This is a genomic window from Thermomonas sp. LB-4 (genome assembly GCF_036409385.1).
Lineage (GTDB): Bacteria > Pseudomonadota > Gammaproteobacteria > Xanthomonadales > Xanthomonadaceae > Thermomonas.
The window spans coordinates 76445-100608 of sequence record NZ_JAXOFT010000003.1; the positions used below are offsets into that span (position 1 = coordinate 76445).

Here is a 24164-nt window from a genome sequence, read left to right on the forward strand (position 1 = left end):
ACCGATGACCGTCACCAACGCCAAGCAAACGCAGATCGTCCGGCGTCCCTTGCCCCTCCGGGCACTTGCGGCCGGCCTCGCGGCAGGCCTTTACGCAGCCGGCGCGGCCGCTTCGCCCGCCAGCCCCGTGCTGGTGGGGATGGGCCAGTCCGCGACCGGCGCCATGGCGGATCCCGCCAAGCGCACCGCGGAAGCAGTCACTGTCTCCGCGATCGATTTCAAGCGCGGCGACGGGGGAGCAGGCAAGCTGATCCTGCGCTTCTCCGGCGACGGCGCTGCGCCCGACCTGCGCAACATGGGCTCCAGCGTGGTCGTCGATATCGGCAATGCGCAGCTGCCGGCGGCACTGCAGCGCCCGATCAACGTGACCGATTTCGCCACCCCGGTGCAGCGGATCGATGCGCGTGCGACCAGCAATGGCGCCCAGCTGGTGCTGGGGACCACGGGCACGTTCGAGTCCATGGCCTACCAGCGCGGAAATGAATACATCGTGGAAATCCTGCCGCGTGCGGCCGCACCTGCGGTGGCGAAGGCGGAGAGCCGGATGCCCGCCGTCGGAGCCACCGCCAGCGGCGCTGCCGGCAGCGCCAGTGCAGTGCGCTATGGCGGCAAGCCGGTCACGTTCAACTTCCAGGACGTGCCGGTGCGCACCGTTCTGCAGTTGATCGCGGACGAGTCCAACCTCAACATCGTCGCCGCAGACACCGTGCAGGGCAACGTCACCCTGCGCCTGGTCAACGTGCCCTGGGACCAGGCGCTGGACCTGGTGCTGCAGGCCAAGTCGCTGGACAAGCGCCGCAGCGGCAACGTGGTGTGGGTGGCCCCGCAGAAGGAAATCGCAGATTTCGAGCAGGCCAAGGAAGATGCCCGCATCAACCTGGAGGAACGCGCCGAGAAGGTGACCGAGTACATCCCGGTCAACTACGCCAATGCCGAGGACATCGCCCGCCTGCTGACCGAAGAAAGCAAGGGCAACCAGCAGGGTGGTGGTTCGCAGGGTGGCCAAAGCGCCCAGGACCGTGGCTTCCTGTCCGGCCGTGGCAGCATCAGCTTCGACAAGCGCACCAATACCCTGCTGGTGATCGACATCCCGCAGCGGGTGGCCAACATCAAGGACCTGGTCCAGCAGCTCGACAAGCCGGTCGACCAGGTGGTGATCGAGGCCCGCATCGTGATCGCCAACGAGAACGTGGCGCGCGAGCTGGGGGCCAAGTTCGGCATCAGCGGGAACAAGGACAGCTCTTACTTCAGTGGTGATCTCGGTACTAACACTGAGAACAACAAATCCATCGTGGCAACAGACATTGCCAACCGCAACGAGATCGCGCGCGTGAATCAGGCGAACGCGCAAATGCTAAGCAAGTATCAGAACGATACGATCAAGTACCAGAACGAGTACTCGGCTTGGCAGGCGAAGGGTGATGCCTCAACTGCTGCTCCTACACCGCCGGCGTCGCCAGTCTTCGAAACCGCGAAGACGGTGACCAATACCATCACTCGCGGACTGATGAGCAATCTCCCTGCGGTCCTGAGCGGGGCGAACGCAGGTTCCTTGGCGCTGTCGATCCTCAATGCGGGCTATCTGCTCGACATCGAGCTGTCGGCGATCCAGACCCAGGGTCGTGGCGAAGTGATTTCCAACCCGCGCATCGTCACCAGCAACCAGAAGGAAGCGGTGATCCGGCAGGGCAAGGAGATCGGCTACCTCACCGTGACCGGCGCCGGCGGCCAGCTCACCCCGACCGTGGCGTTCAAGGAAGCGCTTCTGGAGCTGAAGGTCACGCCGACCATCACCAACGACGGCCGCGTGTTCCTCAACCTGGCGGTGAAGAAGGACGAGCTGGACGGCTTCGTGAACATGGGCTCCTTCGGCGAGGTGCCGCAGATCGCCAAGCGCGAAGTCAATACCGCGGTGCTGGTCGAGGACGGCCAGACGGTGGTGATCGGCGGCGTCTACGAGTTCAGCGACACCTCCGAAATCACCAAGGTCCCGTTCCTCGGCGACATCCCGCTGCTTGGCAACCTGTTCCGCAACAAGAACCGGAGCAAGAGCAAGGCCGAGCTGCTGGTGTTCGTGACGCCGAAGGTCATGCGCGTCGCCCAGCACTGATCGCTAGCCGTCTGCGACGACCGGAACGGGAGCCGAAGGGCTCCCGTTCCGTTTTCTGTCGTCGCGTCATCACGATCGAGCAGGCCGGATTGTTCACCAGCGCGCCGCGCACGTGCGAACCTTTGTCGACAAGACAGGTCGAAGCTGTCTGCATCCGAGGGACAGAGATGGACAACCCGGCACCCGAAGTTTCCCGCCTGCATGCCGTCTTCCGCGGCCTGCGCGACGCGCTGGCGGAGGAGATCGTCGGCCAGGCCGCGCTGATCGAGCGCCTGCTCATCGCCCTGCTGGCGGATGGCCATCTGCTGGTGGAAGGCGCGCCGGGGCTGGCCAAGACCACCGCGATCCGTGCGCTGGCATCGCGGCTGGAGGCGGACTTCGCGCGCGTGCAGTTCACTCCGGACCTGCTGCCCGCCGACCTGACCGGCACCGAGGTGTGGCGGCCGCAGGACGGCCGTTTCGAATTCCAGCCCGGGCCGATCTTCCATTCCATCCTGTTGGCGGACGAGATCAACCGCGCGCCGGCCAAGGTGCAGTCGGCGCTGCTGGAAGCGATGGGCGAGCGGCAGGTGACGGTGGGGCGGGCGACCTATCCGCTGCCATCGCTGTTCCTGGTGATGGCAACGCAGAATCCCATCGAGCAGGAGGGGACGTTCCCGCTGCCGGAAGCGCAGCTGGACCGGTTCCTGATGCATGTGCGGATCGGCTATCCGCAGGCCGATGCCGAGACCGAGATCCTGCGGTTGGCGCGCGAACGGGCCAAGGATGCGCTGCGCCCGGCCACCGCGCCGGCGTCGCGCATCGCGCAGGCCGACGTATTTGCCGCACGTCGCGCCGTGCTCGACCTGCACATGGCGCCGCCGCTGGAGCGCTACCTGGTCGAGCTGGTGCTGGCGTCGCGCGATCCCGCCCGCTACGACGCCGCGCTCGGCCGGCGCATCGCCTGGGGCGCCAGCCCGCGCGGGTCGATCGCGCTGGAGCGCTGCGCGCGGGCGCGCGCGTGGCTGGACGGGCGCGACTACGTCACCCCCGACGACGTGCGCGCGGTCGCCCCCGATGTGCTGCGGCATCGGGTACTGCCCAGCTTCGAGGCCACCGCCGAAGGTTGGGACGGCGAGCGGCTGGTAGGCGAGCTGTTGCGGCTGGTGCCGCTGCCGTAAGCGCGCGGCCCGGGAATCGGCAACTGCATGACTCAGACACCGCTATCCGGCGCACAACCGCCCATGGGGCCGGGGGCGGGCGATGGCGTGGTGCCCAGCCTCTCCGAGCTGGTGGCGCTGCGTGCGCTGGCGCAGGGCCGGCGGCCGCCGCTGCGCGGGCAGCACGGCGTGCAGGGGCATGCACTGTCCACTCTGCGCGGGCGCGGGATGGAATACGCCGAGTCGCGCGAATACGCGGCCGGCGACGACGCCCGCCACATCGACTGGCGGCTGACCGCGCGCAGCGGCAAGGCGCATACCAAGCTGTTCCAGGCTGAACGCGAGCGGCTCACGCTGGTGGTGGCGGATACCGCGCCGGCGCTGTATTTCGGCACCCGCGTGCGCTTCAAGTCGGTGCAGGCGGCCCGCGCAGGCGCGCTCGCCGCATGGCTGGCCGCGCGCGACGGCGACCGCATCGCCGCGCTGCGCGGCGCATCGCAGGAAGCGCCGGTGGCGCCGGCTTCCGGCCAGCGCGGCGCGCTGCGCGTGCTGGATGCGCTGGTGCGCTGGTATGCGCGGCCGCCGGAGGACGATGTCGGGCTGGCTAGGGCGCTCGAGCATGCGCGCCGCCTGCTGCGACCGGGCTCCCGGGTGATCGTGCTGGCCGATCCCGCCAGCGTGCTGGCGGTGCCGGTGCCGCTCTGGGCTGGCGTCGGCCAGCATCACGACGCCGTGGTGCTGTTGCTCACCGATCCGCTGGAACGGCGTCCGCCGGTCGCGCGCCTGCCGTTCTCGCTGGGCGGGGAACGGCTCGAGCTGGCGCTGGATGCGGCCGCGGTCCGGCAGCGCTGGCAGCAGGCCTTCGATGCGCCGATGCAGGCGGCGCTGGCGCTGCTGCAGCGGCAGCGCATCCGCGCCCGGCCGCTGTCCAGCGACGATCCCACCGATGCGTGGCTGGCGCTGCTGGATGGCCCGGCGGGGAGGGCGATGTGAACCTGCAGCCCGCGCCGACGCTGCAGCTGAAGGACGTGCATCCGGGCATCGCGCCGGACTGGTGGCCGCCCGCACCGGGCTGGTGGCTGCTGCTGGGCGTCGCGCTGCTGCTTGCGCTCTGGCTGGGGCGCTGGTGGCTGCTTCGGCACCGCCGTCGGCGCGAACTGGCGCGCTATTTCGACGAAACGCTGGCGCGGACGGCATCGCCGCCGGCGCAGGTCGCGGCGATGTCCGAACTGCTTCGGCGTGCGGCGCGGCGCATCGATCCGCGGGCGGACCGCTTGCAGGGCGAGGCGTGGCTGGCGTTCCTCGATGCCGGGATGAAGCCGCCGGCATTCCTGCACGGGCCGGGCGCGCTGCTGGTGGATGGCGCGTTCCGGCCCGCCGTCGATCCGGTGGCGGTGGAGGCCCTGCGGGTGGTTGCGCGCAAGCGATACCTGCAGTGGATGCGCCGCGCATGACGGCCCTGCGCGAACTGCTGGCCATCGATGGCTTCGCCTGGCCGTGGATGCTGCTGGCAGCCGCACTGCCGTGGCTGCTGTCCCTGCTGCCGCCTTTGCGTGCCGGCGACGGCGAGGCCGCGCTGCGGGTGCCCTGGCGTCGGCGCCTGCGCGACGTGGCCGAAGGCGGCAGTGGCCGCCCACAAGCGCGCGGGTTCCCGTGGCTGCGGTGGCTGGCGTGGTGCCTGCTGTGCGTGGCCGCCGCGCGGCCGCAGCAGCTGGGCCCGCCGGTGGCGCCACCGCAGGCCGGGCGCGAGCTGATGCTGGCGGTGGACCTGTCGGCCAGCATGGGCGAGGAGGACATGGAGCTGGGCGGACGCATCGTCGATCGCCTCACCGCGGCGAAAGCGGTGTTGGCCGACTTCCTCGACCGTCGCGCGGGTGATCGCGTCGGCCTGATCGTGTTCGGCGATCGCGCCTATGCGCTGACGCCGCTGACGCTGGATCGCCAGAGTGTGCGCCAGCAGCTCGACGGCACCGTGGTGGGCCTCGCCGGCCGCGCCACCGCGCTGGGCGATGCGATCGCGCTGGCCACCAAGCGGTTGCAGCAGCGCGATGCCAATGCGCCGGCACGCGATCGGGTGCTCATCCTGCTGACCGACGGGGTCAACACCGCCGGCCTGCTGGAACCGGAGCGGGCCGCGCAGATCGCCCGCGATGCCGGCGTGCGCATCCACGCCATCGCATTCGGCGGCGCTGGCGCCGCGGTATCGGTGTTCGGCTTCCAGCTGCCGCTGGGCGGTGGCGACGAGGTCGACGAAGCCGGCCTCGCAAAGATCGCCGAACTGACCGGCGGCCGGTTCTTCCGCGCCCGCGCGGTAGATGAACTGGCCGGCATCTACGCCGAGATCGACCGGCTGGAGCCGGTGCAGCGGGCCGGACAGGTGGTGCGGCCGCGCATCGAACGCTACCCGCTGCCGCTGGGCCTGGCGCTGGGCCTGGGCGGGCTGGTGTTGCTGGCGCGGAGGCGCGCGGCATGAGCACGACTTGGGCCGAGCTGGCGCAACTGCATTTCCTGCGGCCGTGGTGGTTGCTGGCGCTGCTGCTGGTGCCGCTGCTGGCCTGGCGCCTGCGCGCGCGCGCGCGCCGGCGTTCCGGCTGGCGCGATGCGGTGGACGCGCACCTGCTGCCGCACCTGCTGGAGCCTGGCGCAGCGGCGACGGGCGGCGCATGGGCGCGGCGGTTGGCGCTTCTGGGACTGGTGCTGGCGCTGCTGGCGCTGGCGGGGCCCAGTTTCCGCAAGCAGGCGCAGCCGCTGTGGCAGAGCCGGCAGCCGCTGGTGGTGGCGCTGGATCTTTCCCGCGCCGCGCTGGCGCGCGACCTGCCGCCGACCCGGCTGGCGCAGGCGCGCGCCAAGCTCGCCACCCTGCTGCGCGAGCGCGCCGGCGGGCAGGTGGCGCTGGTGGCGTTCGCCGACGACGCCTACACCGTCGCCCCGCTGACCGACGATGCCGCCAACGTCGCCCTGTTCCTCGATGCGCTGGCGCCGGACGTGATGCCGGCCGACGGCCAGCGCGTGGATCGCGCCATCGCGTGGTCGCAGCGCCTGCTGCAGCAGGCCGGTTTTCCCCGCGGCGACATCCTGCTGCTGACCGATCATGCGGACGCTGCGGCCATCGCGATGGCGGCCAAGGCCGCGGCCGCCGGCTATCGGGTGTCGGCGCTCGGACTCGGCACGGCGCAGGGCGGCGTGTTCGAAGCCCCCGGCGGGCTGGCGCAGGCGCGGCTGGACGCACCGTCGCTGCGCGCGCTGGCGGCCAGCGGTGGCGGCGGCTATCGCGCCCTGGCAGCGGACGATGCCGATCTGCGCGCGCTGGGCGTGCTGGAGCCGCGGCAGGCGGAGGGCGCCACCGCGCGCGGTGCCAGCGTGCTGCAATGGCAGGACGATGGCGCATGGCTGCTGCCGCTGGCGCTGGCCTGCTTCCTGCCGCTGTTCCGTCGCGGCAGCGCGCTGGCGCTGCTGCTGGCCGCCGCGCTGTGGCTGCCGCCACCGCCCGCCAGCGCGCAGGACGCGGGCAGCCGCGGCGGCGCGCTGTGGCAGCGCGCCGACCAGCTGGCGTACGAGCGGCTGCAGGAAGGCATCGCCGCGTACCGGGCGAAGGATTACCCGCGCGCGATCGAGAAATTCTCCGGCCTCACCGGCGCCGACGCCCAGTACAACCTGGGCAATGCGCTGGCCCAGGCCGGCCGTTACGACGAAGCGCTGGCCGCCTACGACCGCGCGCTGCGCCAGCAGCTCGACATGCCCGATGCGCGCTACAACCGCGCCCAGGTGGAAGCGGCACGCCGGCAACAACAGCAACAGCAAAATCAACAGCAGCAGCAAGATCAACAGCAGCAGCAAGATCAACAGCAGCAGCAAGATCAACAGCAACAGCAAGATCAACAGCAACAGCAACAGCAACAGCAACAGCAACAGCAACAGCAACAGCAAGATCAAAAGCAACAGCAAGATCAAAAGCAACAGCAAGACCAGAAGCAGCAGAACGGTCAACAAGGCGCAGGGCAACCCGCATCGCCCGGCGGCCGACAGGAGCGGCAACCCGGGCAGCAGGGCGCGCAGCAATCGCCGGGCGGACAGCCGTCGCCCGATGCGCAGCAGGACGGGCGCGAGCAGGCGCAGGCCGATGCGGCGCAGCGCCAGCGCATGCAGGAGGCGCTGCGCAAGCAGCAGGGCCAGCGCGGCAAACCGCAGGGCGAAGCGTCCGCGCCCGCGCGGGAAACGCCGGAGCAGCGCGAGCGCCGGCTGGCCAACGAGGCGTGGCTGCAGCGGGTGCCGGATGACCCGGGCGCGCTGCTGCGCGCGCGTTTCCAGCTGGAAGCGCGGCGCCGGCGCGAAGGCGGCGGGCCATGAGCAGGATGTTCCTCCGCGCGCTGCTGCTCCTGCTGGCGCTGGCCTGGCTGCCGGCGTCCGCGCAGACGCGGGCGTGGCTGGATCGCGCTGAAATCACCTACGGCGAAACCGTGGCGCTGAACATCGCCACCGACCAGCCGGTGGCGGAAATCGATTACGCCCCGCTGCGCGCGCAGTTCGAGATCGGTGGCCAAAGCGTGCGGCGCAGCTATGCGCTGGTCAACGGGCAGGCGCGGCGCACGTCGGTGTTCTCGGTCGGCCTGCGCCCGCGGGCGCCCGGCCTGGCCAGCGTGCCGGCGCTGCGGGTCGGCAACGCCAGCACCGCGCCGCTGCGGCTGGTGGTGCTGGAGCCTGCGGTGCAGCCGGCCAGCGCGAATGCCGACGTATTCGTGGAAACCAGCGTCGACGCGCTGCAGCCCTATGTGCAGCAGGCGGTGGGCGTGACCGTGCGGCTGAACTACGCGGTTCCGCTGCTGTCGGGCCAGCTGGAGCTGGAGCCGCCGGCGCGCGCCAGCCTGCAGCGGGTGGGCGAGGACATCACCTACGAGCGGATGCTGGGCGGGCGCCGCTACAGCGTGGTGGAGCGCCGCTTCCTGCTGATCCCCGAGCGCAGCGGCCCGCTGCTGCTGGCGGGTGCGCGCCTGAACGGCATTACCGGCGGCGGATTCAGCGGCCCGTTGTTCGAAGACGACCGTCAGCCGCTGTCGGCGGCGGCACCGGACACCCGGCTGCAGGTGCAGCCAATCCCCGCCAATGCGCCGCAGCCGTGGCTGCCGTTGCATCGGCTGGCGCTGCGCTACCTGCAGGCGCCGACCCAGGCGTTCGCCGGACAGGCGGCGGAGATCGAACTGGAGATGCTGGCCGACGGCGCCACGGCCGGGCAGGTGCCGGCGCTGGAACTCGGCGCGGTGGCGGATGCGCAGGTGTTCGCGGAGCCGCCACGGATGGAGGTGCAGTTCGTCGACGGCCGTCCGCGCACCACCGTGCGGCGGCGGTTTTCGCTGGTGCCATCCAAGCCGGGCCCGCTGGCGGTGCCGGGGCCGCGGATCCGCTGGTGGGATGCAGGCAGCGGCACTGCGCGTCTTGCCACGTTGCCGCCGCTGCAGCTGCAGGTGGCGGCGGGTGCCAACGTCGGCGGTGCGGAAGCGCCACCCGCGCCGGCCGAGGCTGGCGCGGCCGCGGATGCGCGCAAGGACGCGGTGCCGAGTACGGCGGTCATGCCACCGCGGTGGTTGGATTGGAAGCGCGCTTCGGTCTGGTTGCTGCCGCCGCTGCTGTTGCTGCTGGTGGCGCTTGCGGTGATCGCCGCCCGGCGCCGGCGCGCGCGCCTCCAGGCGGGCACCTCGCAGCCATCGCGTGCGCCTGCCGCCGCGTCGCCGCCGTCACTCGAGGCCGCGCTGCGCTCGGGCGACTTCGGGGACATCCGGCGCGCACTGGCTGCGCAGGCCGGGTTGCAGCGCGACGACTTCGACACGCTGCTGGCGCGGCTGGAAGATCCCGCGCAGGTACAGGCATTGCGTTGGGTGCAGGCCGCGCGCTGGGGCGGCGGCGACCAGCAGGCCGCACTGCAGGGGCTGCGCGCCGCGTTTGCGGGCGGTGCGCGCTGGCGGCCGGCGAAGCGGAGCGCGTCATCCCTGCTTCCGCCGCTGTATCCGGACTGAGCCGGCGCGTTTGTTAAGCTCGACCGCTCGATGGGGGACCACACGATGGCGAAAGCGGCAACCGGCAAACTGCAGCTGCACTGGAAGATGCTGATCGGCTTCATCGCCGGCCTCTCGCTGGGGCTGGTGGCGCACTACGCGTCAGGCGCGGATGCAGGCTGGGTGCAGTGGTTGACCGCCAACATCACCCAGCCGGCCGGCACGCTGTTCCTGCGGCTGATCTTCATGCTGATCATCCCGCTGCTGTTCTCGGCGCTGATCATGGGCGTGGCCGAGATGGGCGACGTGCGTTCGCTGGGGCGGGTGGGCTGGAAGACGCTGGGCTACACCGTGATCGCCTCCGGGCTGGCGGTGGTGCTGGGGCTGGTGCTGGTCAACTGGCTGCAGCCGGGCGCCGGCATCGACCGTGCCGCCGCGGACGCGATGCTGGCGCAGGGCGCCGACCGCGCGCAGGCCATCGTCGGTGGCGTGGGCACGCAGGCCAAGGGCTTGGACCTGCTGCTGGGCATCGTTCCCGACAACGTGGTCAAGGCTGCGGCCGAGAACACCATCCTCGCGGTGATGTTCTTCGCGCTGATGCTGGGCATCGGCCTGGTGCTGACTCGCAGCAAGGCCACCGATGTACTGCTGCAGGGCATCCAGGGCCTGTTCGAAGTGTCGATGACCTTGATCGGGCTGGTGATCCGGCTGGCGCCGTATGCGGTGTTCTGCTTCATGTTCAACCTGGCCGCGCTGTTCGGCTGGGACCTGCTGCGCTCGCTGGGCGCCTACGTCGGCGTGGTGGTGCTGGCGCTGCTGCTGCACATGCTGGTGGTGTATTCGCTGATGCTGAAGTTCCTCGGCGGCTGGTCGCCGCTGAAGTTCTTCCGCGGCTCGCAGGAAGCGATGGTGATGGCGTTCTCCACCGCCTCCAGCAATGCCACCCTGCCAGTGGCGCTGCAGGTGGCGGAAGAGAAGCTGCGCCTGCCGCGCAAGGTGTCGCGCTTCGTGCTGACCGTAGGCGCGACCGCCAACCAGAACGGCACCGCGCTGTTCGAAGGCGTGACGGTGCTGTTCCTGGCGCAGTTCTTCGGCGTCGACCTCAGCCTGCAGCAGCAGGTGACGGTGATGTTCGTCTGCATCCTGGGCGGCATCGGCACCGCGGGCGTGCCGGCCGGTTCGCTGCCGGTGGTGGCGCTGATCTGCGGGATGGTCGGCGTGCCGCCGGAAGGCATCGGCCTGATCCTCGGCGTGGACCGGTTCCTCGACATGTGCCGCACCACCCTGAACGTCACCGGCGACCTGATGCTGGCGGCGGTGGTTTCGAAGGGTGAAGCGGCCGAAGACGAGGCGGAGTCCTCGATGGCGTGAAACTCCGCCGGGTTGCAATGGAGAGGGTGGAGATGAGCGGGGGCGTGCGCTGATGGAGGTACGGGCGGCCATGGCAAGGCTTGCCGCGCTGGTTCGCACATGCGTCGAATAGTGCGGCGGGAATGGGTGTGGGGAGGGGAGGCGATGCAATGTTGAGCCTGCAGCTGCTGGGCGAGCGCCGACTGTGGCGCAACCGGCGCGACATCAGCGCGGAAATCCACTACCGAAAAGGCTGGGCGTTGCTCGCCTATCTGGCAGTCGAACGCGGCCAGTTGCATTCGCGCGAGAAGATCGCGCAGCTGTTGTGGCCGACGCTACCCCCGGTTGCCGCGCGAACCAACCTGCGCCAGGTCCTGTCCGATCTCGGCCATGCCCTGGATTGCGCGCACGGCAATATGCTGGACATCACCCGCGACTGCATCAGCCTGCCGTCGCGCGACTGCTGCAGCTTCGAGATGGACCTGCAGTTGCTGGAAGAAACCGCCGGGCTACCGTCGGCACCGGACGAAGCGGCGATCCTGGCGATTGAACGGAAGGCCGGACAGTTTGGTGGGGCGTTCCTCACCGGATTCCTGCTACCGAACTGCGTCGACTACGGGCACTGGCTGGTGGGCACGCGGCAGCGCCTGGCGGCGCTGACCGAACAGGCGCTGGTTCGGCTGTGCTCCGCCCAGCAGGCGATCGGTCGCCTGCCGCAGGCGATCGACAGTGCGCGCCGGTTGGTCGTGCTGGATGGCTGGAACGAGGAGTATCGGCGCCGGCTGATGCTGCTGTTGGCGGAGTGTGGGATGCACGCGCTGGCGCTGGAGCAGTACGCGCAGCTGGAAACCGAACTGCGCGCCGAGCTGGACACGGCGCCGGAGGCGCAGACCCAGGCATTGCGCATGCGAATCGAGGCCGATGGCCGCCGGCAGCGCGCGGCGGCCGGCGCCGGTGTCGCGTCGCTGCTGCCGCGCGCCGCCAGGAAGGAAGACGGTGCGGTGGAGACCCTGTTGATCGGTGGCGTGGCCACGGCCGCAAGCGGTTGGCTGCAGGTGACGGCGGGCAACGAGTCCGGCCGGCGCATCGTGATCTCGGATGCGCCGGTGGTGATCGGTCGTTCCCGCGAGAGCAGCCTGTACGTCCCGCATGACACCGTGTCGCGCCGGCACTGCGTGGTCTGGCGGGACGATGCCGGGTTCCACGTCTGCGACCTCGGATCGACCAACGGCACCCGGGTCAACGGGGCCATGGTGCAGGAAGCCGCCCTCGGCGACGGCGACCGCATCATCCTCGGCGAGATCGAGCTGTGCTTCGGCTGCGATTTCGCCGCGGTCGATTGAGGCCGCGGCGCGGGATCAGCGGCTCATGCGCAGGTAACCGATTACCTCGGCAACCTGGCCATCCTTGTTCGCGAACCCGTTCATGGTTTCGTCGGATTGCCGGCTCCACGGCGCGCCGGTGGCGGTGCCCGAGGCTTGCTGGCCGGCTTCGCGGAAACTGCCGTGGCGTGCATCCACCCGGCCGTCGATCTTGGCGTCGAGCAGGGTGGCTAATTCCGGGGTCAGGCCCTGCAGCCGCAACACGTTGCGCGGCAGGCTCTGATAGTTGCCGACGCTCCCATGCGGCTCCGACCACGTCACCGCCCCGAAGCAGGCGCGGACTTCGTGCGGCAGGCCCTGTCCATCCTGGTAGACGGCGCGATCGTGCTGGCCTTCGGCGCGGCCGGCCGGCAGGGTCACGCCGCGCGCAAGCATGGCATTCAGCAGTGGGTCGTCGCAGAGGAAGTTGTTCAGACCGTTGTTGACCCGTCCGCTGGGATTGTCGAAGTCGTCGCCGGGCACTACCCCGACCCCGGCCACGAACTGGTCGTAGGTGAGGATCCAGCCCTGCACGAAGTCGTGGCTCAGGCGTTCGGCGGCGGCGCTGCGGTAGACGTCGCGGCCGACGGTCAGGGCGCCCACGATCAGGGCGATGATGACCAGCACCACCGACATTTCGATCAGCGTGAAGCCGCGGCTGCGGTGCGACGGGATGGAGGACGATTGCTGTGGCATGGGTGTCTCGATGGGGATCGTGGGTCAGTACATGCCGATGCTGTCGGCGGTCTTGGCGTGTTCGCGCACGCTGTCCTCGAGGACGTTGGCGCGATTGATCAAGGGGTCAACGTCCTTGTAGGCCTTTTCCGAGGCTTTCAGCGCGGTATCGGCGAAGCCGACCATGACGCCAGCCGTGATCGTCACGGCAACGGCAGCGCCGGTTGCGATGGCGGCCAGCGCGACCTTGTAGGTCGCGACCGCGCCCATGGTCAACAGGCCCTCGGCCACGGTGTCGGCGATGCCACCGGCGGCACCGGCGGTGGCCGATAGGCCCGACAGCACCGCGGCGGCGCCGTTGGCGACGTTGGCTTCGGCCTGCTTGACTGAGATCGCCAGCTGTTTCTTGTAATCACCCAGCGCGGTGTGCTGGAGCGTGATCGCTGCCGCTGCATTGAAATGCGCGTGGCCGGCAGCGGCGAGGTTGTCGCCGCAGCGCATCCGCCCCCACAGCTGGTCGAGATCAACCGCCAGTACCCGGTCGTGGAAATCCGGTCCCTGCGCGCGTTTCGGCGAGTCGAACGCCGGCGCGCTGCCCTGCTGGTGGCCGCTGAAGCTGGTGCCGCCACCCGGCAGCGCCAGCGCATAGGCGACGTGGGCATCGATCTGGCTACTGGCCCGGGCCGAGGTGACGTGCAGGTAATTAGCGTCAAGCGTGGCATTGCCGGCGCTGCGCAGGGCCCAGCACAGGTCGAGGCCGTTGACATTGCCGAGTGGCAGTTCGATCCCGGTTTCGCTGCCGCTGATGACCTGCAGCGGGTCGTAGCGATCGCGGCGGACGGCGAGATCGGCATCCATGCGGCGATCGCCGGCGCGCCGCAGCACGCCGTAGCGGATCGCTCGCGCGCTGGCATCGGGCAGTCCCAAAGTCTTGTACGGCAGGCGACCGACCTGGCCGCTGCCGCAGTCTTCCACGCCGCTGGCGTCGCTGGCCGGGCAGGGCAGGCGGCTGTTGACCATGGCATAGGCCAGCAGTGCGTCGTCGGCGCGATTGAGCAGGCTGCGGCTGGCGCTTGCTTGCTGCTCGCTGGCGGCGGTGCCGAGGAAGCGTGCCAGCAGCAGGGTGACCAGGCCGAGCACGACCAGCACCACCGCCAGTTCGATCAGCGAGAAGCCGCGGGCGCGGGTTGCGGCGGAAGGCGTCATGGCTGCAGTCCTTTGGCATCGAGCGCGATCGCGTGTTCGCGGCTGTCATGGGCAAGTCCGCGCATCCGGGTGAGGTTGGCTTCGGCGGCGCGATGCTGTTCCCTGGCTTCCTCCAGATCGGCGTCCGCCTCCTCGAGATCCTTGATGGCCGCATCGAGATTGATGATCGCGACCACGAGTTGCGCAGTGGCTCCGGCATGCGAGGCAATGCCGGTGGCAATGGCCACCGCATCCGGCGGCCAGCCGGCGGCGGTCTGCAGGATCGCGATGGCTTCCACCACCACGCCCCAGGCGATGTCGAAGCCGGCGAACACCTCGCCGGTCTTGGCGTTGGACCTGTTCATCTCCGCGACCTGGATCGCGAACTTGCGGAACGCCTCGTACTCGGACGCGACCCGGGCGAGGTCGTAGGCGGCATAGGCTTCGCGCACTGCGCCGTGGACGCCGGCGACGCGATCCGGGCAGGCCAGCCGGCTGGCCAGCTCGCCGGGGCCGACCGCGAGCACCTGGCGCGCGCCGATGTCGGCGCTGCCGGGCAGGGCGAAGGGCTGGTTCGCGGCCTGCTGTTGGCCGACCGGGCCGAGGTGCATCAGTGCGAAGGCGGTCGGTATGCCTTGCATCCCGTCCAGCGACTTGTCGCTGTCCGCCTTCAGGCTCATGCACAGGTCGAGACCGTTGATCCGCGTGGATGGCGGCGTGCTGCCGCCGGCGTCCAGCGCCGCGGGCAGCAGCGGAGCAAAGCGGTCGCCCGGTGAGGCGGTCAGGGTTGGCTGCACCTGGTAGCGCAACCGGATCCTGCTCGGCAGACCCAGTGCCTGGGTCGGCAATACCGCGCGGCCATGCTCGATCACCGCCGCCGGCAGGCGGTCATGTGCCAGCGCATAGCCCAGCAGGGCCTGTTCGGCCTGGGCCAGGTCGCGCGCGGCGGCCTCGTTCTCGGCCAGCTTGGGGGCCAGCGGCAGCACCCGCCACAGCACCACGCCGAGTACGGCAATGGTGGCCATCACGACGGCAAGTTCCACCAGCGACCAGCCGGCGTTGCGGCGTGCGGGCGTCATGGTGTGGCCCCGGCGGGAATACCGCAGGTTGCCGGCTGCACCGGCCCGGTGGCGCCCTTGCAGTTGGCGCCTTCAAGGATGGCTTCGGCACCCTGGAACATCGGTACCTGCTGGCCGCCGGTGGAGCCGCTGGTGCTCAGGCTGCGCAGCGCATCGCATTGCGCCTGCGCGGAGTCATAGGCCTCGCGCTTTTTCTCCAGCTCCTTGGTCTGCTCCAGCACCGCCTTGCGCAGCCCCAGCAGCTTGTAATAGGTCATCGCATAGGTTTCGCGCTTGTCATTTTCGTCGCGGTGCTGACCCGGCACGATCAGCACGTCGCAGGGCCAGATGAGTGTGCAAATCCAGTGACCGCCCGGCAGGCCGCCGTCATCCAGGTAGTCGGCGATCGGCGGCGAGGGCAGGCCGAGCGCAGTCGAAAGCTTCTGCTGGTAGTCATGCCAGGCAGCGCGTTCGTTCGACTTGGCCGTATCCAGATCCTGCTGTTTCCACGCCAGGCACTGGCGTTGCTCCACCTGGCCGGAGGTGAGGATGTCGAGGTCGCAGGTGGTCATTCCGAGCAGGGCATTGCGATCGTTCTTGCAGCGCATCGTGCCGACGGTGTCGCTCGGCGGGCTGGCATCGCATTGCTGCACTCGCGGCCGGAGCTGGGCGATCGCATCGTTCATCTGGTCGAGCTGGGTTTGCGCATGCTTGACCAGGATCTCGGTGGTTTCCCAGTCGAAATACGCCTGCTCGGCGGCGCGAATGGCCGCAAGCTTGGGTTGCAGCATTTCTTCCATTTGCCGGCGACTTTCCAGCCAGGCATCGACGCGCTGGTTGTAGTCGTTGATGGGCTCGTAGTCGGTGTGGCAGGACACGGCACCGTTGCTGTCGGTGACGCAGTGTGGCCAGGAGTTGCGCACCGGCTTGGGCGGGTACTTGATCAGCGCCGACGGGATGACGCCCAGCCAGTTGAGCCTGGCCTGCGCGGCGTCGCGGTCGGCGATGGTCTGCTGCAGTTTTTGTTCGAGCTGCTCGACTTCCTGCTTCAGGCCGTCCTTCCAGTAGGGTGGGTCGACCGTGATCAGGTTGCCGTCGGCGTCGGCCTTCTCGCGCATCCATCCGCCTTCGGCGGCGATGCAGGCCTTGTCGGCCAGTCCGCCGATGTCGGCCGGGCCTTTGCCCGCCGCCTGCTTGGCCATATCGCGGGCTTCGATAGTCTTGGCCAGGCCCACCGATGCGGCGGCCAGCGCGGCGGCGGCCAATGCAGTCGAGGCCGATGCGAATCCGATCGCGATGCTGGCCGAGGTGACTGCGGCGGTGTAGGGCGGAATCAGGCCGCAGGTGACGAACGGCGGGATCGGGCAGGAGGCGATCGCGGCCGCGAGCTGGGCAGAGGCCGTGGCCAGGGTGCTGACCGAATTGGCGATGCTGGCGGCGGCAAGGGCGACATTGAGAATTGCGAACACTTCCGAGACTGCGGCCATCTTGACCGCGTTCTCGGTCTGGTCGACCAGGGCGGCGTTCTGCGCATCCACCTCGTCGGAGACGTCCACCGCCAGCGCCAGCATGTCCAGTGACGCCAGCACGACGCCATCGGGCTTGTCGGGGGCAACGTATTCGCAGCCGAGCGTCTGCGCCAGCGTGTGGAAGTCGCGCACCCGGACGCGGTCATCGTAGTCGGCATCGTTGGCGCGTGCCGGCGACTCCATTTCCGCGGCGGTGGTCTGGTTGGCGCCGTCGAACAGGCCGTTGCGGCCGGGATTGGCGCCGGCGATGCTGATCGCGTAGGCCACGTTGGCCGCATCGCCGCGGATGTCGGTGCTGCGGGCGCGGTCGGTGATGACGCCGGAGGCGGTTTCACGCGCGGCGTTGTGCAGCACCTTGCAGAAATCGAGGCCGTTGATGGCGGCGAAATCGTGCGGTTCGCCATCCCACTTCTTCGGGTTGAACTGGTTCTGCGCGAGCACCAGGTCGGCCTCGCCGCCGTCGCCGCCGAAAGCCATGTAGCGCATCGGCGGCAGCGCGCCGTCGCCGCCCGGATGCACGCTGCGCAGCGTGTTGACCGGAAGCCAGCCCTTCTGGTTCGGGCCCACGCAGTCACTGGCGGCGCTGGTGGGAGTGGCCACGGGGCAGGGCAGGTGGGCGTGGCGCGCGGCATAGGCCGCCAGTGCCTGATCGGCCCATTGCAGCGCCTGCTCCTGGCTTTGGACTTGCTGCATCGGCTTGCGCGCCTGCAGCAACAGGAAGCCGGCGGTGACCACGGCGCCGATCACGATCACGATGATCGAGGTCTCCAGCAGGCTGAAGCCCCGCTGCAGGAACGGTCTTGGCACTGCGCGCATGCGGCCTCCCGGCATCAGAATTGCGGCCCGGACATCGCCTGCTTGACCAGGTCGTAGACCGGCAGCAGCAGGGCGACGATCAGCAGGATGAACATGCCGCCGGCCAGCAATACGACCAGCGGCTTGATGATCTCGGACAGGTTGGTGATCAGCCGCTGCAGGCGCAGGCTGTATTCGGCCGACAGCCGCGCGAGCTGGCTGTCGAGCGTGCCGGTGTCCTCGCCGACCGAAATCATGCGCACCATCATTGGCGGGAAGCCGCCGACCTGGCGCATCGCCGAGGACACCCGGTCGCCGCGCTCGAGCACCTGGCGGATCGCGATGACGCGGTCGCGGAAATACTCGTCGCGGATCGCGCGCTCCATCACCTTGAGGCTGCTGACCATGTCGACGCCGGCCTTGATCAGCAGCGACAGGTATTCGGTGAGGAAGGCAAGGCCGCCGGAGTTCATGATGGTCTTGGCGATCGGCAGCCGGTGCAGCAGGTAATGCACGCTGCGCCGGAACGGGCGGCTGTAGCGCCAGGTCACCCACAGCACGAAGGCAAGCACGACCATGCTGATCAGGATGCCGACCACGTGCGCGGTGAACCACTCGGAGAACGCGATCACCGCCACCGTCAGCGGCGGCAGCTTGGCGTTCATCTGCTTGAACAGCGAGGTGAGGTTGGGGATGACGTAATAGATCCAGAAGCCGCCGGCGGCAAAGATCGCGCTGAACACGAACGCCGGGTAGATCAATGCCTGCCGGGTGTCGGCGGTCATGCGAGCGACGCGTTCGACGTGGTCGGCGGCCTCGGTCAGCATGCGATCCATGCTGCCGGTCTCGTCGCCGATCATCACCAGGTTGCGCACGGTTTCCGGGAAGGTGTCGGGATAGCGGTTGAACGCCTCGCTCAGGCCGGCGCCGGCATCAAGCTCATCCAGCAGGTTGCGCGCCACCCGCGCGGCGTTGGAGGCGCGCCCGGTGCCGACTTCCTGCGCCACCGCGCGCAGTGCTTCCAGCACGGGAATCCCGCTGCTGGTCATCACCGCCATGTCGCGCAGCATGCCGGCCAGTTCCGGCGGGCGGATGTTCGGCCGCAGCAGGTGGGCGAGGCTACGCTGGGTTTCCGCCAGCCAGCCGGGCAGCCGCTTGAGCAGGATCACGGTGGCGTCGTAGTTCTTCTCCAGCCACATCCGCGCCGAGCTGTCGTGCTCGACGGAAAGTTGCGCGATCCCGGCCTTGATCCGGCCGCTGGAGAGCAGCAGGCGATAGTAATAGACGTTCATGTGCCGACCGGCTCCGCAGCAGGACCGTCGCCGACCACGCGCAGCACTTCGGTCGCGGTGGTCTGGCCCATCATTACCCGGCGCTTGGCCAGGCTGACCATGTCGGTGAAGCCGCTGCCGTAGGCGAGGTTGCGAACCGCTTCGCGGCCGCTGTCATCGGCGATCGCGTTGGCGATGGCGTTGTCGAGGACCAGAATTTCGTAGACCGGCAGGCGGCCGTAGTAGCCGCTGCCGCGGCAGCGATCACAGCCGGCGCCGCGACGGCCGCAGGCATGCTCGTCTTCGATCCCGAGCCAGGTGCGTTCGGCGGCGGTGAACGCGACGTCTTCGCTGCAGAACGGGCAGTTCTGCCGGACCAGGCGCTGGTTGACCACGGCCAGCAGGTTGTCGGCGATGACTTGCGCCTCCAGTCCCAGCGGGCGCAGTCGCGGCACCACGCCGAACACGCTGGAGACGTGCAGCGTGGACAGCACCAGGTGACCGGTGGCGGCGGCTTCGATCGCCGCCTGCGCGGTTTCCGCATCGCGCATTTCGCCGAGCAGGATCACGTCCGGGTCATGACGCAGGAAGTGGCGCAGCGCGGAGCCGAACTCGTAGCCGGAGCGGCGGTTGACTTCGGTCTGGCAGGCGCCCGGGACGCGGTATTCGATCGGATCCTCGACGGTCAGCACGTTGCGCTCGATCAGCGACTGCATGCGCAGCGCCGCGTGCAGCGAGCTGCTCTTGCCGGAGCCGGTCGGGCCGGTGATCAGCACAAGACCGGCAGGCTTGGCGAACATGCGCTCCAGGGCCGCCACGTCCTCGCTGAAGAAACCGAGTTCGCCAAGCCCCGACAGGTCGCTGTGCTCGGGCAGCAGTCGCAGCACCATGCGCTCGCCCATGTCGCTGATCAGGGTCGAGACGCGCACGGTCAGCGAGCTGTCCAGGATGCTGATGCGGAAGCTGCCGTCCTGCGGCCGGCGCTGCTCGGAGATGTCCATTTCCGCCGCCAGCTTGATGAAGCCGAGCAGGCGATGCAGCGATGGGTGCATCGCCAGCATCGGCCGCAACACGCCGTCGACGCGGAACAGCACGTGGATGCTGCCTTCGGCCGGGGCGATGTGGATGTCGGTGGTGCGTTCGCGCACCGCCAGGTGAAGCAGGTAGTCGAGCAGTTTTTCCGGGCTGTAGGCGTGGTCGGCGTCGGCGGCGATGCGACGGATCTCGCGTTCCAGCAGCGACTCGATCGGGTTCTGCGCGAAGTAATAGGTATGCCGGATCAGCTGGCTGACCCGGGTGAACTCGCCTTGCAGGAAGGTGCAGCGCAGCCCGCAGCGCTGAAGCACCAGCTGGGACACCGCGTCGCGGTCGGCATCGCCGATCAGCACTTCCAGCGCGTTATCGAGCCGGCGCATCGGCAGGAACGCGCGCAGCAGGCACAGTTCGCGATTGAAAAGTGCCAGTACCTGCGGATCCGGAGCGGGCAGGGTGTCGATGCTGACGAAGCGGGTGCCGTGCAGTTCGGCGAGCACGCGGACGATGTCCGATTCGCTGGCCAGGCCATGCTTGATCAGCAGCGAGCCGAGCCTGCGCTTCTCGCTGCCGGCGTTTTCGACCGCGTGTTTCTGCAGCGCATATTCCAGCTGGGCGGCGTTGAGCATGCCACGGCTGAGGAGGATCTGGCCCAACGGCATGGGCTGTGCCTTGGCTGCGTCCGGACGGGAGCCAAGGGCAGACGGGAGGTTTTCAACGGCGGACATGCACAGGCTCCGTGGAACTCGTTGGGGCGGTGGAGGCAGGAAGTTCAAGCAGCAGCAGGCTCAGCGGATCCGCATTGCCATCGGCCGGCAGGTGATGGCGCTGCTGGAAGCGCGCCAGTGCCTGCCGCGTCTGCGGCCCGAACAGGCCGTCGGCAGATTCACCGTCGGCGGAATCGAAAGCCTGTTGTTCCAACAGGCGTTGCTGCAGGGTTTGCACCGCCGCGCTGCGCAAGCCGGCCTGTAGCTGCGCCAGCGGCAACGACGGCCGCCAGGCTGCCAGCCAGCGCGTGCCGGAGCGGGTCAGACAGGTGTCATCGCGGTGGGCGAGCACCGGCTGGAAGCGGGCGGGCAGGTCGAAGACCTGCACGGCGCGGGCATCGCCAGCGGATGGCGACAAGCGCTGCAGGCAAGCGTCCCAGCTGTTTTCTGCAGGGACGTTGCTGATGACGACGGCGGGTTGCGATGTCGGTGCCGGTGCGGGCCACAGCGCGACGCCGGCGCTGGCAAGTCCGGTGGCCAGCAGTGCGGCCGCTGCAAGCGGCCAATGGCGCCAGCGTCGGCGCGTCGGAAGGAAACCGGCTTCCGCCGCCGCCGCCCGCACCATGCCGGCATCGATGCGCGGCTCACCGCGCGCGATCACGCCGTACAGGCAGCGATCCATGATCAGGTGGATGCGGCGCGGATTGCCGGCGCTGCGGCGATACAGCAGCGCATGCGCGGCAGGCTCGATCCGGAGCTGTTCGGCGGCGCCGGCCTTTTCCAGCCGGAACTCGACGTAGCGCACGCACTCTTCGGCGTTGAGCGGCTGCATCCGCACGTGCTTGACGATCCGGCTGGTCAGCTGGCGGATCGCGCTGGTGGCGAGGATGTCGTCGAGTTCGGACTGTCCGGCCAGCACGATCTGCAGCAGCTTTTCCTGCCCGCTTTCCAGGTTGCTGAGCAGGCGCAGCAGTTCAAGGCTTTCGATGCCGAGGTTCTGCGCGTCGTCGATCACCAGCACGCAGGTGGTGCCTTCGTTCCAGCAGCGCAGCAGGAAGCGGTTGAAGGCATCGAGGTTGGCGGCGGCATCGGCGCCGGGCTCGAGGCCGAAGTCGCGGCAGATCGCGGCGAGCAGGTCCGGGCCCTGGAGGAAGGTGTTGAACACCAGCGAGGCGATCGCACCTTCGCGTACGACGTGATCCAGAAGCCGGCGCAGGAAGGTGCTTTTGCCCATTCCGATTTCGCCGGTCAGCAGCACGAAGCCCTTGCGCGCAAGCAGGCAGTGCGCGGCTTCCGCCAGCTCCAGTTGAAGCGACCCGGTGTGGAAATAGCTGTCGGCGTCCGGGGTTGGCGGAAACGGCGAGCGCGCCAGCCCGAGGTGGCGGAGATAGGCGCTGGCGGCCGGCGTGCTCACCGCAGTTTGGCCTCGACCTGCAGGATGGCGCGCTCGAGCGCGACCGACTCCACGTTGTCCGCGCGCAGCTGCTGCAACCGGGCGCGCGCGCTGTCGGCCTGGCCGTTGTCGGCCTCGAGGATCGCGAGGTTGATCGCCACGGTCTGGTCGCTGGGCATGCGCTCCGCGATCCTGCGGTACAGCGCCAAAGCGCCTGCGGCATCGCCACGGACGTGGGCAACCCAGGCCTGCATCCGCAGCAGGGTCAGGCTTCGCGGCGGCAGCTCGCGTTCCAGTTGTGCAAGGCTTTGCTCGGCGCTGCCGAAGTCGCCGGCATGCACGGCGGCATTGATCGCGGTCACCAGGCGGGCCACGGCCTGGCCTTCGGCAGGCGTGTCGTTTTCGCTTGCATCGCGCACGCTGATCTCGGCGACCAGGGCCGCTGCCGGAATTGTTGGTGTGTGGGCGGTGGCGACCGCCGATGCCCGCATCGGCATGGCGGCGGCGGGCGCAGGCGACGCGACGACTTCGGTGCGTGCAATGGCTTCTGCAGGGGCGGGGCGCGCAGGCGCCTGCGGCACGGGCGCCGGCGACGGTGTGCGATGGCTGGCTGCGACAGCGGCGGCAACCGGGGCCGGGGCGATGCGTGCGTGCGGCGGCGCACTGGCCGACGCAGCCAGCGTGCGCGTGGCCACGGGTGCGGCCTGGACGGTGGCAGTCGGACGCGTTGCCGCCCACAGCAGGCTGCCGGTGAGCAGCACGCCGCCGCCGGTGGCGAGCAGCAGCCACCGGCGAGGCCGGGCGCGGTTGCGCGCGGCTGCGCGCACCGGCGTGACAGGCACGCCGGCCGATGCGTCCAGCGCCTGCAACGCATCGAACATCATGCTCATATCACGCTCACCCGCAGCACCATCACCAGCTCGCGGCTGTTGTGCGACTTGTTTTCGGAACCGAACAGCTTGCCCAGGCCGGGGACGTCGGAGGCGCCGGGAACGCCGTTGTCGGAGGCCTGCGACTGCTGGTCGATCAGGCCGCCGAGCAGCACGGTGTCGCCGTTGTTGAGGTTCAGGGTGGTGGTCATGCCCTTGAAGCTGATCACCGGCAGGGTCACCGAATTGCCGTTGCCGACTTCAACCAGCTGGAGGCTGCCCGGCGCGACTTCGGTCTGCATCGGGTGCACCAGCAGTTCGACCGTGCCGTCCTTGTGGATCAGCGGGGCAACGCCGATCACCACGCCGGAGAACAGCGATTCCGTCTGCACGTCGGAGGAGGTGTTGGTCGCGCCGCCGCCGGGGTTGCTGAAGCTGGTGGTCGACTTGCTGACGTAGCGGATGTTCTGGCCAACGCTGAGGTAGGCCGGGGTGGCATTGCGCACCCGCACGCTGGGGTTGGACAGCACCTTCACGTGGCCGAACTCGCGCAGCATGTTGAGGGTGGCGCTGAAGGTGTCGCCGAGATAGCCCAGGCCGGTGCCGCGGCCGAGCGAGGAGCCGATCACCTGCTTGGGGATGGTCAGGATCTTGTCGAGCGTGTTGTGCTTGCCGGCGGGGAAGCCCGAGGAGCTGATCGGCTTGCCTTCGGCATCGAGCCCGTAGAACGGATCGGCGGTCATCGGGTTGTCGCCGGCCACGCCGGCGATGCGGCCGCGCAGCTTGGCCCAGTCCACGCCGTAGCGGAACGAGTCGCCGAGCTGGACGTCGATCAGCTGCGCTTCGATCAGCACCTGGCGGCTGAGCATCTTCTGGTTGCGTTCGATCAGTTCGGACACCGCGCGCACCTGCGACGGTTTGGCGCGCACGTACAGGGTGCCAGTCAGCGGGTCGAGGCTGAAGCGCGGCGTCTCCATCGGCGGGCCATCGCTGGATTTCGCCGCGGTGTCGACCTTCAGGATCGCGTCGACCGAGGCGGCAAGCTGCTTGTACGGGTCGTTTTCCTTGCCGACCTTGCCGTCGAGGATGAGCTTGCCGCGCAGCGAGTCGCCACCGCCGCTGCCGCTGGAGCCGGCGCCGAACACGTCGCCGCCGGTGCTCATTTCCAGCGAGGTGGTGGTGTTGAGCATCTCCACGTTGAAGATGCGTTCTTCCATCGGGCTGACCACCAGGGCGCCGCCGCGGGTTTCGCCGGAGAGGTCGAACGCGGTCAGGATGTGGTTGTACACCTCGCGCGCGGTGACGTTCTTCAGGAACAGGCTGGCGCGCTGGTCGCGGGCCAGCACGTTCGGATCGACGATCAGGTTCATGCCGAGCTGGTCGGCCAGCGCCCAGAGCAGCGCGCCGACGTTGGCCTCGTGCATGTTGATGGTGACGATGCGGTTTTCCAGCGGGTCGTACTTGGGTGCGACCGGGGCGGCCGCGACCACGACCGGCGGCGTCTTTTCCAGCGCCTGGCGCAGCCGCTGCTGCTCGGCGGCAAGCTTGGCGGACTCCTCCTCGACCCGCGAAGAGATGGTTTCCAGAGACTTGTATTCGGTCTTCGGCATGCTTTCGATGCTGCGCTGGGTTGCGCAGCCAGCGAGCAGCACGGAGGTCACGGCGGCTGCGATTGCCAGGCGACGCAACGGGAAGGACCGGGA

Annotated in this window: 18 protein-coding genes; 9 read left to right on the forward strand and 9 right to left on the reverse strand. The window is 69.2% G+C overall.

Annotated features, from left to right (window positions below; all coding sequences use genetic code 11):
• Positions 1 to 4 precede the first annotated feature (4 nt).
• The 9 genes from SPK54_RS03635 to SPK54_RS03675 all read left to right on the forward strand — a co-directional run bounded on the left by SPK54_RS03635 (position 5) and on the right by SPK54_RS03675 (position 11929).
• Positions 5 to 2110 carry an AMIN domain-containing protein gene (locus tag SPK54_RS03635; RefSeq protein WP_330946567.1) on the forward strand — a complete coding sequence of 702 codons (2106 nt, stop codon included), beginning with the start codon at positions 5 to 7 and terminating at the stop codon, positions 2108 to 2110.
• Between the two features lie 167 nt (positions 2111 to 2277).
• Complete coding sequence (locus SPK54_RS03640; RefSeq protein WP_330946568.1) at positions 2278 to 3270, forward strand: MoxR family ATPase; 993 nt, start codon at positions 2278 to 2280, stop codon at positions 3268 to 3270.
• Positions 3271 to 3297: 27 nt separating this feature from the next.
• The gene (locus tag SPK54_RS03645) at positions 3298 to 4242 is read left to right on the forward strand and encodes a DUF58 domain-containing protein (RefSeq protein WP_330946569.1); all 945 of its coding nucleotides are present in this window, start codon (positions 3298 to 3300) and stop codon (positions 4240 to 4242) included.
• A 2-nt stretch (positions 4243 to 4244) separates the two neighbouring features.
• Positions 4245 to 4703 (forward strand): DUF4381 domain-containing protein, encoded by a 459-nt coding sequence (locus tag SPK54_RS03650; protein WP_330946766.1) that lies wholly within the window; start codon positions 4245 to 4247, stop codon positions 4701 to 4703.
• A complete protein-coding gene (locus SPK54_RS03655; RefSeq protein WP_330946570.1) occupies positions 4700 to 5722 on the forward strand; it encodes a VWA domain-containing protein in 1023 nt (340 codons plus the stop codon). Before SPK54_RS03650 ends, SPK54_RS03655 begins: the two co-directional genes overlap by 4 nt.
• The gene (locus SPK54_RS03660; protein ID WP_330946571.1) at positions 5719 to 7596 is read left to right on the forward strand and encodes a VWA domain-containing protein; all 1878 of its coding nucleotides are present in this window, start codon (positions 5719 to 5721) and stop codon (positions 7594 to 7596) included. The genes SPK54_RS03655 and SPK54_RS03660 overlap by 4 nt, the downstream gene beginning before the upstream one ends.
• Positions 7593 to 9257: a BatD family protein gene (locus tag SPK54_RS03665; protein WP_330946572.1), complete on the forward strand. Its 1665-nt coding sequence runs from the start codon at positions 7593 to 7595 to the stop codon at positions 9255 to 9257. Before SPK54_RS03660 ends, SPK54_RS03665 begins: the two co-directional genes overlap by 4 nt.
• Positions 9258 to 9287: 30 nt before the next feature.
• Complete coding sequence (locus SPK54_RS03670; protein ID WP_330946573.1) at positions 9288 to 10607, forward strand: dicarboxylate/amino acid:cation symporter; 1320 nt, start codon at positions 9288 to 9290, stop codon at positions 10605 to 10607.
• 149 nt (positions 10608 to 10756) lie between these two features.
• Complete coding sequence (locus SPK54_RS03675) at positions 10757 to 11929, forward strand: FHA domain-containing protein (RefSeq protein WP_330946574.1); 1173 nt, start codon at positions 10757 to 10759, stop codon at positions 11927 to 11929.
• Between the two features lie 15 nt (positions 11930 to 11944).
• On the opposite strand, the gene SPK54_RS03680 is transcribed toward SPK54_RS03675, so the two are convergent.
• The 9 genes from SPK54_RS03680 to mshL are packed head-to-tail and all read right to left on the reverse strand — an operon-like array spanning position 11945 to position 24122.
• Entirely contained in the window at positions 11945 to 12643 is a 699-nt protein-coding gene (locus SPK54_RS03680) for a prepilin-type N-terminal cleavage/methylation domain-containing protein (RefSeq protein ID WP_330946575.1), read from the reverse strand.
• Positions 12644 to 12667: 24 nt separating this feature from the next.
• Entirely contained in the window at positions 12668 to 13828 is a 1161-nt protein-coding gene (locus SPK54_RS03685; protein ID WP_330946576.1) for a prepilin-type N-terminal cleavage/methylation domain-containing protein, read from the reverse strand.
• Positions 13825 to 14886, reverse strand: coding sequence for a type II secretion system protein (locus SPK54_RS03690; protein ID WP_330946577.1), 1062 nt, complete (start codon positions 14884 to 14886; stop codon positions 13825 to 13827). The genes SPK54_RS03685 and SPK54_RS03690 overlap by 4 nt, the downstream gene beginning before the upstream one ends.
• The gene (locus tag SPK54_RS03695) at positions 14883 to 17210 is read right to left on the reverse strand and encodes a hypothetical protein (protein ID WP_330946578.1); all 2328 of its coding nucleotides are present in this window, start codon (positions 17208 to 17210) and stop codon (positions 14883 to 14885) included. Before SPK54_RS03695 ends, SPK54_RS03690 begins: the two co-directional genes overlap by 4 nt.
• 14 nt (positions 17211 to 17224) lie before the next feature.
• A complete protein-coding gene (locus SPK54_RS03700; protein ID WP_330946579.1) occupies positions 17225 to 18481 on the reverse strand; it encodes a type II secretion system F family protein in 1257 nt (418 codons plus the stop codon).
• A complete protein-coding gene (locus tag SPK54_RS03705; RefSeq protein WP_330946580.1) occupies positions 18478 to 20154 on the reverse strand; it encodes a GspE/PulE family protein in 1677 nt (558 codons plus the stop codon). Before SPK54_RS03705 ends, SPK54_RS03700 begins: the two co-directional genes overlap by 4 nt.
• 52 nt (positions 20155 to 20206) lie before the next feature.
• Positions 20207 to 21613 carry an AAA family ATPase gene (locus SPK54_RS03710; protein WP_330946581.1) on the reverse strand — a complete coding sequence of 469 codons (1407 nt, stop codon included), beginning with the start codon at positions 21611 to 21613 and terminating at the stop codon, positions 20207 to 20209.
• Complete coding sequence (locus tag SPK54_RS03715; RefSeq protein ID WP_330946582.1) at positions 21610 to 22482, reverse strand: tetratricopeptide repeat protein; 873 nt, start codon at positions 22480 to 22482, stop codon at positions 21610 to 21612. The genes SPK54_RS03710 and SPK54_RS03715 overlap by 4 nt, the downstream gene beginning before the upstream one ends.
• Positions 22479 to 24122, reverse strand: coding sequence for a pilus (MSHA type) biogenesis protein MshL (mshL, locus tag SPK54_RS03720; protein ID WP_330946584.1), 1644 nt, complete (start codon positions 24120 to 24122; stop codon positions 22479 to 22481). The genes SPK54_RS03715 and mshL overlap by 4 nt, the downstream gene beginning before the upstream one ends.
• Positions 24123 to 24164 lie beyond the last annotated feature (42 nt).

What these genes read in the sequence shown, in the direction of transcription:
- SPK54_RS03635 (WP_330946567.1), top strand. Translation starts at nt 5, where the DNA reads ATGACCGTCACCAACGCCAAGCAAACGCAGATCGTCCGGCGTCCCTTG.
- SPK54_RS03640 (WP_330946568.1), top strand. Translation starts at nt 2,278, where the DNA reads ATGGACAACCCGGCACCCGAAGTTTCCCGCCTGCATGCCGTCTTCCGC.
- SPK54_RS03645 (WP_330946569.1), top strand. Translation starts at nt 3,298, where the DNA reads ATGACTCAGACACCGCTATCCGGCGCACAACCGCCCATGGGGCCGGGG.
- SPK54_RS03655 (WP_330946570.1), top strand. Translation starts at nt 4,700, where the DNA reads ATGACGGCCCTGCGCGAACTGCTGGCCATCGATGGCTTCGCCTGGCCG.
- SPK54_RS03660 (WP_330946571.1), top strand. Translation starts at nt 5,719, where the DNA reads ATGAGCACGACTTGGGCCGAGCTGGCGCAACTGCATTTCCTGCGGCCG.
- SPK54_RS03665 (WP_330946572.1), top strand. Translation starts at nt 7,593, where the DNA reads ATGAGCAGGATGTTCCTCCGCGCGCTGCTGCTCCTGCTGGCGCTGGCC.
- SPK54_RS03670 (WP_330946573.1), top strand. Translation starts at nt 9,288, where the DNA reads ATGGGGGACCACACGATGGCGAAAGCGGCAACCGGCAAACTGCAGCTG.
- SPK54_RS03675 (WP_330946574.1), top strand. Translation starts at nt 10,757, where the DNA reads ATGTTGAGCCTGCAGCTGCTGGGCGAGCGCCGACTGTGGCGCAACCGG.
- SPK54_RS03680 (WP_330946575.1), bottom strand. Translation starts at nt 12,643, where the DNA reads ATGCCACAGCAATCGTCCTCCATCCCGTCGCACCGCAGCCGCGGCTTC.
- SPK54_RS03685 (WP_330946576.1), bottom strand. Translation starts at nt 13,828, where the DNA reads ATGACGCCTTCCGCCGCAACCCGCGCCCGCGGCTTCTCGCTGATCGAA.
- SPK54_RS03690 (WP_330946577.1), bottom strand. Translation starts at nt 14,886, where the DNA reads ATGACGCCCGCACGCCGCAACGCCGGCTGGTCGCTGGTGGAACTTGCC.
- SPK54_RS03695 (WP_330946578.1), bottom strand. Translation starts at nt 17,210, where the DNA reads ATGCGCGCAGTGCCAAGACCGTTCCTGCAGCGGGGCTTCAGCCTGCTG.
- SPK54_RS03700 (WP_330946579.1), bottom strand. Translation starts at nt 18,481, where the DNA reads ATGAACGTCTATTACTATCGCCTGCTGCTCTCCAGCGGCCGGATCAAG.
- SPK54_RS03705 (WP_330946580.1), bottom strand. Translation starts at nt 20,154, where the DNA reads ATGCCGTTGGGCCAGATCCTCCTCAGCCGTGGCATGCTCAACGCCGCC.
- SPK54_RS03715 (WP_330946582.1), bottom strand. Translation starts at nt 22,482, where the DNA reads ATGAGCATGATGTTCGATGCGTTGCAGGCGCTGGACGCATCGGCCGGC.